Genomic DNA, 777 nt, shown 5'->3' on the forward strand with positions numbered 1-777 from the left:
TTTAACTCCACCATGGAAAGAATTAATGACAGCTTTCAACAGCGTGCTATGATTCTGCCGGTCGAGAATAAAGGTAACGTCATCGCTTTAGCCACCAAGTTTAATGTGGAAAATGCGTATCTGAAGAAATTACGTCAACAGGTCAATAATTTAGAAATGATGTATCAAGTTAACTTGCCACGTTCATTACAAAATCTCATCAGACAAAACCGAAATTTCATTCATCGTTTATTTGCGATTTAAGATTGGCTTTGTGTGGGTGTACTTATTGGTCAGTCTTTAGTTTGTAGGGGTTTCATGAAGAAGTGGGTTTTGCTGTTATTGTTGAGTTTGTTTTTACATCAACAGGTAAGCTGGGCTGAAAACGCATATAAGATTGTTATTAAACGATCTGAAAATAAATTATTGGTGCAAAAAAACGATAAGGTCATACGCTCTTATCATGCTGCCATTGGCAGTGGCGGCAGAAAAGCAAAACAAAAGGAAGGGGATAGACTAACGCCATTGGGTAGCTATCACATTGTTAAAATAAAGGACAGTGAACGCTTTCACTTGTTTTTACAACTCGATTATCCGAGTGTCAGAGATGCGATTAATGGTTTAAAAGCCGGGCATATCAAAAAGTCACAATATCGAAGAATTCTTGATGCGCACATTTTTGGCGGAATTCCACCTCAAAATACAGCGCTAGGTGGTGTTATTGGTATTCACGGAATTGGTGTTGAAACCAAAGATAAACTTGAAATTCATCGTATAGCTAATTGGACGCAAGGTTGC

Annotated in this window: 1 protein-coding gene and 1 pseudogene; both read left to right on the forward strand. The window is 38.0% G+C overall.

The annotated features are described in order from the left end of the window. Positions 1 to 243 (forward strand): annotated as a pseudogene (locus B4K20_RS11585) (spermidine synthase); the annotation flags it as partial. Between the two features lie 54 nt (positions 244 to 297). Next, positions 298 to 777 (forward strand): L,D-transpeptidase family protein (locus B4K20_RS11590; protein WP_289282998.1); only part of this gene is annotated, 480 nt, incomplete at its 3' end.

The organism is Methylophaga sp. UBA5088, assembly GCF_002414625.1.
In the GTDB taxonomy this organism is placed as follows: Bacteria; Pseudomonadota; Gammaproteobacteria; order Nitrosococcales; family Methylophagaceae; genus Methylophaga; species Methylophaga marina.